This window comes from Rhizobium sp. 01N447_2 (assembly GCF_056399245.1).
The window spans coordinates 1-8825 of the sequence record NZ_JBFTQY010000129.1 but is presented as its reverse complement, the minus strand read 5'-3'; the positions used below and the strand labels follow the sequence as shown (position 1 = coordinate 8825).

Below are 8825 nucleotides of genomic sequence, written 5' to 3'. Positions count from 1 at the left end.
ATCCGAGACGACGCTTTTCATCAATGGCAAAAAATCCGTTTCGGGCGCTACTATTATTAGGTTCGACGGCTGGGGAGAGGAAACTATTGCATCTTGTTCCTACAAGGTTTGGGCCGTCAACAGCCGTCTCGAACTGACGAGATTGCCTCCGCTTCCTCGATTTTTAATGGCGCGTTCGGCATGGCCGACCAGAGGCGCTCTCCACGCACAACTGTCCCACATTGACCCCTTCTTTTGACATTTCGCTTGCGTGCGCAGGCTGCGGTGCACCGTCGCCTACATCGTGGGGGATCGCGTATGACAATTGAAGAGCTGATCGAATACAGGAAGCAGGCTCAAGGGCACGGGCTCGGCCTAAAGGCCCACGAAAACCCATACCTCGCGGCCCAAGGATTTCGTTGAACGCTTAGGAGGTTACAAGCTGTATGGCTGGAAGAAGACGCGGTCGGATCACATGCAGTGCGAATTCGTCGAGTTCAGCCCGATCTGAGTTGGCCTGTCAATGCACTGAGCTCGAAGATGGCGCGTTTACGCGCGTGGCAGCCAGCCCGACGTAAGTGCCGATCAGAACGGTCGCCATCTCCTCTACCGAGCCGGCATTCCCCGCCAGAAAAAGTGACGTCTTTGCAGCTACTTGGCGCAATTTCGAGTCAGAAACTATGTGACGTTCTCCAGATCCTGAGAACGTCCAGAGCTCTGTAAAAGACGGCTGGGGACCGTGTTCGGCTGCCTCAAAAAGGGCGGCCGCCAACGACAGTGTGGGGGCCGACTGCAGGCTGACGGCTTCCAGTGTTACCGAGCGGGAAGCAGACGTTTAGTCTGTAACCGCAAAGGTCTCAAACGGGCTCAAACCTGATCTTTTGTCATTGTCCACGAGCTGTGCGATGACACCACATCGCACAATATCGAAATACTGACGTTCGTGACGAGCAAGCTATCAGCCGAACACAAGCTCCGGCACAACCACTTCCCAAACATCTCGGTGAAGGTGCACCCGGAACTCTTCCTGATTGTCGGCCTTGCGCCAGCGCACGATGGCGCCGACCTCGCCGCGGAGGAAGTTGAGTCCTTCGGGAGGTGACCAGCTTTTGGCCATGCGTCCGAGAGTTTGTCCCCGAGCATCCTGCATTATCCAAATGAGGCCATCGCGCACGATCTGAAGTGGGTCTCCTGCCTTTGCCGCCGAGATTGCGACAAGCGAGGGATGACCCGGCCTGAGACGCCCGGCCCACGATAGGTCCACGGCCTTGAGGTTAGGCACTTGATATAGCGCAGTCGGAAAATCGACGGCATCAGAAATGGTTGGCGCGGCGCGGCGCAGCACATACTCTTCGCCGTGCGGGACGAAAGGATGCTGTCCTTCGGCAATGATGGCAAGGCTACGTCGCGCTCTGGTCATGGCGACATAAAAGAGGCGGCGCGGCGCATCGGGATCCTCATCCCTAGAGAGCCTGTCCCAACCGCCATTCAGGATGACGACATCATCGAACTCCAGGCCTTTCGATCTATGCGCGGTCAGCAGCAGCAGTGCGCGCTGATCGCTGCGCGCATCATTGGCCCATTCAGCGAACCACTCGACAAGGTCAGGTACGGGCATGGTTTTATTCGCAAGCTCTTTCGCCAGCGCGGCGATACCTTCAGCGATCAGGTCCGTCCAGCGGTTGGACGGTATCGCGTTCAGCACGTCGACCAGATCACGGACACCCAGCAGACGTGTAGTATCGCAGCGCAGGGCGTCAATGAACTGCTGCATTTCGCGCAGTCGCCAGATACTGGCCAGGCTCTCATTTGCCATCTCCACCGGAATGCCAAGCGTTTCGGCATAAGCGCGCACCGGAGCCAACCGTCGCCAGTCACGAGCTATGACCGCCGCACGCGACCAACTCCACTCCGGATCAAGGCGCGATAGGCGGACGAGTTCATCAACTGCGGTCATCGCCTGCGCCACATCGCCGGATGGGCAGTCCAGCACTTGCACCCGGCCACGGGCCATAGGATCGAGCGCCGCCATCTCTCCGCCTGGCGGCACCGTACTGCGTTTGCGATCGATGGCAATGTCGTGACCGGCTTTCATACGGGCCGAGGCTGGCGCAATGACTGCGTTGGCGGCCACAATGATATGGCCAGTCGAGCGATAGTTCTCGATCAGGAACACCGGTCGTGCATTATAGTCGGCCTCGAACTGGCGGATGAAGCGGATGGATGCCCCAGCGAAGGCGTAGATGTTCTGATCGTCGTCGCCCACCGCAAACAGGCTGAGCCGAAGCTCCTTATCGTCCAGTGAGCGGCCTGCAACGGCGGAGATCAACGCATATTCCTCAGGGCCAATGTCCTGATACTCGTCCACCAGAATCCAGCGATAGCCCTGAATTAGCGTATCGCGTTGTGCCTCGGCCTCGGTTTTGCTGAGTCCCTCGCCGTTCAAATGGCGCACTGCTTCTATGACGATCCCGTCGAAGTCGTGGGACGTCTCGTTCGAAGTTCCGGCAAAGCTCGCGCCCACCAATCGCATCGCGAGGGCGTGGCAAGTGGATATGGTCACCGCAGTAGCGTCATCGCCAATCAGATGCCGCAGCCGGATACGTATCTCGGCGGCGGCATGGCGGTTGTAAGTCAGCACAAGGATGCCGCGCGGGTCCTCGCGGCGGACACGGATTAGGTAGGCGATGCGGTGCACCAGAACGCGCGTCTTGCCCGAACCCGGTCCTGCAAGGACCAGGACGCTTGTCTGTTCGCGATCGTCGGCGACGATCTCTTGCTGAACTGGATTCTTCAGCGCCTCAACGATCGCTTTCCACGAGCTGCCGGTGGTTTGACGCCGGATCTCACCGCCCTTGCCGGGCATCCAGCGACGCAGAAAGGCGTCGCGCTCCAGCACGAAGTAATCCTCTGACAACCGCAGGGCCTGATCCATAGCAGCAAGGCCCTTTTCGGCATAGGTTGCCATCACATGGGTTTGGATGGTCTGCTCGGAGTAGTGTTCCTCTAGGGGTGTAAAATCCTTCACGTTGAACTGGCCGCCCGAGGGGTTCAAATGGACCGTCATCGCCTGCCGGAAAATCGTCAGCCCTTTGCCCAGCGTTACCACCTCCTGCTCGTGCAGCCACAGAAGTGCGCGCTCCATCAGTTTTGTCATGTCCTGAATGCCACTGCCGCGCAGTAGCGCGTCTCCTGTCAGGGCGGAGAGCAGATCACCCATCGTGGTTTCGACCTGGATGTCCTTGCCGCGGCTGCCCTTTGGTAACCTGCCCAGAAAGTGCCCTAGCAACAGTTCGGCACCCTGCTGCCGCAGGCTTGCGGTCTGTTCCAACGCCTGCCAAGACCGTTGAAGCGTAACCATCAACGTGTTGCGCGAAGCCTTACGCAGCCGCAGATTGCCCTTTCCACCATCCTGATCGCGCCCGTCGCGGCCCATGCTCCGCAGCAGCTTTTCCACGATGTCGGGTCGCACTGCGCTGTGCCCCTGATTGCGGAGTGCCTGACAGGTCTCGGCCAGATGCAGAGGAATGCCTTCGGCACCTTCGGCATCGGGGGCGGCTTCGCGCATGAGGGCGGTCATCGCCGTTTCAAGCCGCGCGGCCTGCGCCAGCCGCTGCTGCGAATGACCCTCGACCGCAACATGGACAAAGATCGTGACCACGACGTCGTTGCGAGCGATTCCGAGCGCCTCGAGATCGGCCAACGCCTTGTTCAGCATGCCCCCTGTTAATCCGCTGATCCCGGCCAGCTCGTCGGTGGAAATGCCCTGATTGGGCGGCGCGTTCATCAAGTGGCGCGTAATATCCAGAAGCTGCTTGCGACGTGTGCCAGTGATCGCGGCTCTAGCCAGGATCGCCTCGACTTCTTCCAGGTTGCGGATCCTGAGGGATGAGGGGAAGACCTGAACCTTGTTCTCCTCGCGGCTCAGCAACGTGGCCTCCTCCAGCCAGGACACCGCTGTCTTCACCCTGGTGTCGTCGGTGTTGATGTCGCGCTCGAATTCCTGATCGCGTTCAGCTCGGACAACTTCGCCTGAGGTGGCCACCACGGTGCCGGTCTTCTTCGTCCGCTCGTCAAGCCGCCGCAGGGCCTTCAGGATCGCGCCGATTTCGTGCCGGGCCAGACGCGAGCGGGCCGAAAGCGAGAACTGGCGCTCGACATCCTCTTCGGCGAAGAGCAGCACGCAATTGGCATGGGCGCGGTCGCGGCCCGCTCGCCCGGCTTCCTGCAGGTAGTTCTCCAGTGATCCGGGAATGTCGCCATGCACCACCAGTCGGATATCGGGTTTGTCGATGCCCATGCCAAAAGCGTTGGTCGCAGCGATAATCCGCAGTTCGCCGATGCGAAATCGCTCCTGAATGTCGCGCTTCTCCTCGGGCGTCAGGCCGGCGTGGAACCGTTCCGCCGACAGACCCCGTTGCTTGAGGAACTCGGCGACGCGCTGCGTCTCGCTGCGAGTGGCGCAATAGACCACGGCACCCGAAGCGCCATCCTGTGGCATCTTGGCCTTGATCACATCGAGGATGTCGGCCAGCTTGGTGCCGCGCTGCGTTGGCCGGACCTCGAAGCTGAGATTGGTGCGCACTGCGCCACCGTCCAGCAGCAACAGTTCGCGTCCAAGGCGTGACTGGAAATGCTCTCGAATGTCACGCACCACTTCGGGCTTGGCGGTGGCGGTTAGGCAGAGCACCTGGGCAAGCGCTTCATCGCCCGAGGATTCCTTGATGAAGCGGCTGATATAGCGGTAGTCAGGCCGAAAATCGTGGCCCCATTTCGACACACAATGCGCTTCGTCCAGCACCCACAGCCCGATCTCGCGCTGTGCCAGAACCGATCGGACGGAGTTGCTGCGCAATTGCTCCGGCGAGATCAGCAGCATTGCCGCCTCTCCCATGCGCACACGGTCCAGTGCATCCTGCCGCTCGGGCATCGAGAGCATTCCATTGACGGTCACGGCCGAGGAGATTCCTGCCCGCGCCATGCCCTGCACCTGATCGGCCATCAACGCGACCAGCGGCGAGATCACCACCGTCAGCGCTCCGGTCTTGTCGAACTTCGACAGGGCGGGAATCTGATAGCAGACCGATTTGCCGGTGCCGGTCGGCAGAATGCCGAGGACGCACGACCCGCGCATCGTCTCATCGACGATCCGCTCCTGCAGGGGGCGGCCCATATCATCCACCGGCTGCGCGCGGAAGGCATCGAACCCGAACCAGCGCGACAGCGCGCGGACCGGGTCGTTCTTCTCGCTACACCAGGTGCAATGCGGGCTATTGCAATTGGTGTCGCGGAGGTGCCGCACGATCAGTGCAGCCTCGCGGAACTGCGCCCGTACCCAGGGCGGCATGACGGAATCCCCGCCCGCGACCAGGATCCAGGACAAAGCATACGCCATTGGCCAACCGAGCTGCGGGTTGGAAAGGCGGTTCAGCGTCTGATCTAGTCGCCGCTCGCAGGCGCGCGCCGCCAGGAGCCGGGAAATCGCTTCTTTTGCCACAAGAGTATCGGGCGCAGGAGCTCCGCGAACCTCTCGAAACACCGCGTCGAACCCACCTGGGTTCTCCATTCTTGTAGTAAGGAAATGAAAGGCTGCGACGGCATCGGGCTGGTCGGCGTTCTGCTGCCTCAAAGCTGTCAGTTGATTGCGCAGCACCTGAAACACCAGTCGCGCATCCAGTTCCGGATCGTTGACATGGCCCGCTTGCAGACGCCCGTCATGATAGTGCTTGACCAGGTGGTGGTAGGGATTGCGCGGAAATGCGAGCGGATTGAGCCATAGAGTGTCTATCGGTGATCGAAGAATATTCGCCAGCCCAGGCCGCGCCGCGAGCAGATGAGGCAAGTCATGCCGAAGTATGTTGTGGCCGAGCAGATGCACGTCCTCGGTTGCTTCTGCTTTCAGGCGCTCGAGGGCTGCCACGAGATCGCGTTTTTTTGCCAGGATCGGGGGACGAGCATMATCGCKCACCGCCGCAAAAGCGAAGATGCTGGCGGTTGCAGGATCCACTTCTAGATCGATCGAAACGCAATGCTGCAGGAAGAGTTCGAAAGGCTCAGTCATACGCAACATTTTTATTCACGTGATGAAACGATTAGCGATCATGGTCGCGCGTTTGGCGAAAGGTCAACATTCAACTTGTGCCACACAAGAAGTTTGCCAGTTGCCACCTATCCAGCTCAGTCCGATAACTCGACACCGTAGCGCGGAAACTGTCGACTGCTCCTGATTATGCCTCACAGAGGGAATGTGTGCCTGAGTTCGTCGCGCAGCGGCAACCATTCGCGAACCCTATCTGCCCAATGCCGCAACTTGGGGCCCATGGCACACGGTACTTCGATGCCAAGAGGTGCCGCAAGGGCTGAGGTCTTTTGAAGGCTCGCGGCTTGAAATTGCTGTCTTGCAACAGAAGGGTTGAGAAAGGCGCTGGCCGAGAACCTGGTGCTCCAGCACAAGCGCGTTCCCTCGATGGCGGCGTTTTGGGTCACTGATAGCAGAGCCCACTGACCCGACTTGAAGCGCATAGCTCTCGGCAGTTGGGGGCCGGGGCGCAAAGCTGCCGGGCGCGCGTTATGGCCGCCTGCCCGCAAACTTGAGGTCCGAAAGCGGAAATTATTGCCGCTCGCCCTCCTGTTGACTGAGGCCCAAAGCCAGGGCACAAACGTGGCATCGACGGTCGCTCGCGGCAGGAAGATATAGGGAATTTCAAGGGTTTCAGCTAAGCAATTGAAATCATGTGAGAATCCAACCCCCCCCGCAAGCAAAATATACGCCTGTAGCGCCTCATTCTCCTCTGACGATCGTCTCCAAAAAATCTTCAGGTTTTACAGCCACATGATACCTTTTCCACGCCGGTAGCCGCAGCTTCGCGCTACTCCGATGTCGCAATCTACGGTCGCACAAAAATTGGCTGGGGACCCAATTTGTTAGGGGCAAATTCTTCCGCTTTGAGCCCAGGAGCTGTCGTCTGCAGCCCGGTCGGCGCTGGCTCGTTTCGACCCTTTAAAACCTTCCCGCGTAAAAGTTGACTGGAAAGTTCCGACCCCGATGCGGCCGTTCCGCCGGTCGTCGCGTTTCGATGTGCATTTTCTCAAAGGCTCGACACTTGCGCTCAATCTTAATCTGATCGCCGACATGTGGTAGTGTGATATCTGTCTGAAACTCTGGGGACACGCTCTGTGGAACGCCGCTTGACCGCGATTCTGGCCGTCGACATGGCAGGCTATAGCCGCCTCATGGAGCAAAATGAGGAAGATATCCTTACGCGTCAGAAGGTGCACCGCACGGAGTTGTTCGATCCGCAGATCGCAACTCGTGGAGGCCGCATCGTCAAGACCACGGGCGACGGGATGTTGGTCGAATTCGCTTCAGCACAGGATGCCGTCCGCTGCGCCATCAACATCCAAGTGGCTATGGCGGACCGTGAGGGAGCGTCACCGGAAGAACGCCGCATTCTCTACCGCCTCGGGATCAATCTCGGGGATGTCCTCTTCGAGGATGGAGATATCTTCGGCGATGGCGTCAACGTGGCTTCCCGACTTGAGGGGCTGGCGAAGCCAGGCGGCATCTGCATCTCCGACATTGTACATCAAGCGGTCGCGGATAAGATCAAAGTGCCTTTTCGCGACATGGGCAACCAGCGTGTGAAGAATATCTCCCGCCCCATCCGGGTTTGGCAGTGGACACCCGACGCTTCGCTGCCTAGCCCGGAGCTTCCCAAAGCTGCGCAGCAACAACAGGTACAGTTCGCCACTGCCCCAGACGGAGTGCAGATCGCGTGGGCGAGTATTGGCCAAGGGATGCCGGTGCTGAAGGCACCGAATTGGCTGAACCATCTGGAGTATGAATGGCGCAGTCCAATCTGGCACCCATGGCTGGTTAGGTTGGCGGGGCTGTGCCGGCTGGTACGATTCGACCAGCGGGGAAATGGCCTATCGGACTGGGGCGTCGAAGCTGTATCCGCGGGGGCAATGACTGGCGACATGTCGACCGTCGCAGCCGCTGCTGGACTGAGCCGGTTCGCGCTTCTCGGCATTTCGCAAGGATGCTCATTCAGTGTCCGCTACGCCGTGGAGAATCCCGAGCAGGTRACCTGCCTCGTCCTCTTGGGCGGATTTCTTCGGGGTCGGCTCAAGCGGACGCAACCGGACCAAAAGCACCTTTATAAAGTCGGGACGATGATGATCCGCGACGGCTGGGGCTCGACCAATCCAGTCTTCAGGCACTTTTTTACAACAACCTTCATGCCCGACGCTCAGCCCGAGATGGCTGCGTATTTCGACGAACTTCAGCGCATTGCTACGAGTCCGGAAGCGGCGATGCGGATCTGGAAAATGAACAGCACGGTCGATGTGACGGAGTTGGCGAAGCAGGTCAATGTTCCGACGTTGGTCCTGCATTGCATCGGCGATCGCGTCGCGCCGATAGAGGAAGGGCGTCTCATGGCTACGCTTATTCCTAACGCGACCTTCGTTGAGCTTCCTGGAAACAATCATGTGCTCATGGAGGACACGGCTGCCTTCGAACAGTTCTTTGACGAGTGCTCCAGGTTCCTGACAGCGTACAACCATTGAAATATGGCCGCTATGGGCGCGCAAAGCGGCTTTTCAGCGGTAATCGGCATGCGTCCTTCGGTTTTCGATGACGTCCTAGTGAGTCACGGGATCCTCGGGCGGCACCTCCATCAGKCCCCCGTTCCCTTGCGTGTGGCCCGAAGGTATCTATTGTCGACGAATGCCGGGCGGTTGGGAGTATGTAATGTCGGCAGTGCCGTTCTCAAAGATTTCGACGCCGCTCAACGCGCTGTTCGCTACCTGTTCGCTACAATCGGTCTCCTGGTCGTTGCTAC

The 8825-nt window shown here is 59.4% G+C and carries 2 protein-coding genes and 2 pseudogenes; 3 read left to right on the top strand and 1 reads right to left on the bottom strand.

The annotated features are described in order from the left end of the window. Positions 1-238, top strand: a pseudogene (locus tag AC1ECN_RS37535) (hypothetical protein); the annotation flags it as partial. Between the two features lie 59 nt (positions 239-297). Continuing rightward, a pseudogene (locus tag AC1ECN_RS37530) lies at positions 298-387 on the top strand (CrpP-related protein); the annotation flags it as partial. Positions 388-937: 550 nt separating this feature from the next. Here the strand turns inward: AC1ECN_RS37530 and AC1ECN_RS37525 are convergent. Continuing rightward, on the bottom strand, positions 938-6040 hold the full coding sequence (locus AC1ECN_RS37525) for a RecQ family ATP-dependent DNA helicase (RefSeq protein ID WP_477955909.1): 5103 nt from the start codon (positions 6038-6040) through the stop codon (positions 938-940). A 1127-nt stretch (positions 6041-7167) separates the two neighbouring features. Between AC1ECN_RS37525 and AC1ECN_RS37520 the strand changes: the two genes are divergently transcribed. Beyond that, positions 7168-8550 carry an alpha/beta fold hydrolase gene (locus tag AC1ECN_RS37520; RefSeq protein ID WP_197726578.1) on the top strand — a complete coding sequence of 461 codons (1383 nt, stop codon included), beginning with the start codon at positions 7168-7170 and terminating at the stop codon, positions 8548-8550. Positions 8551-8825: the final 275 nt, after the last annotated feature.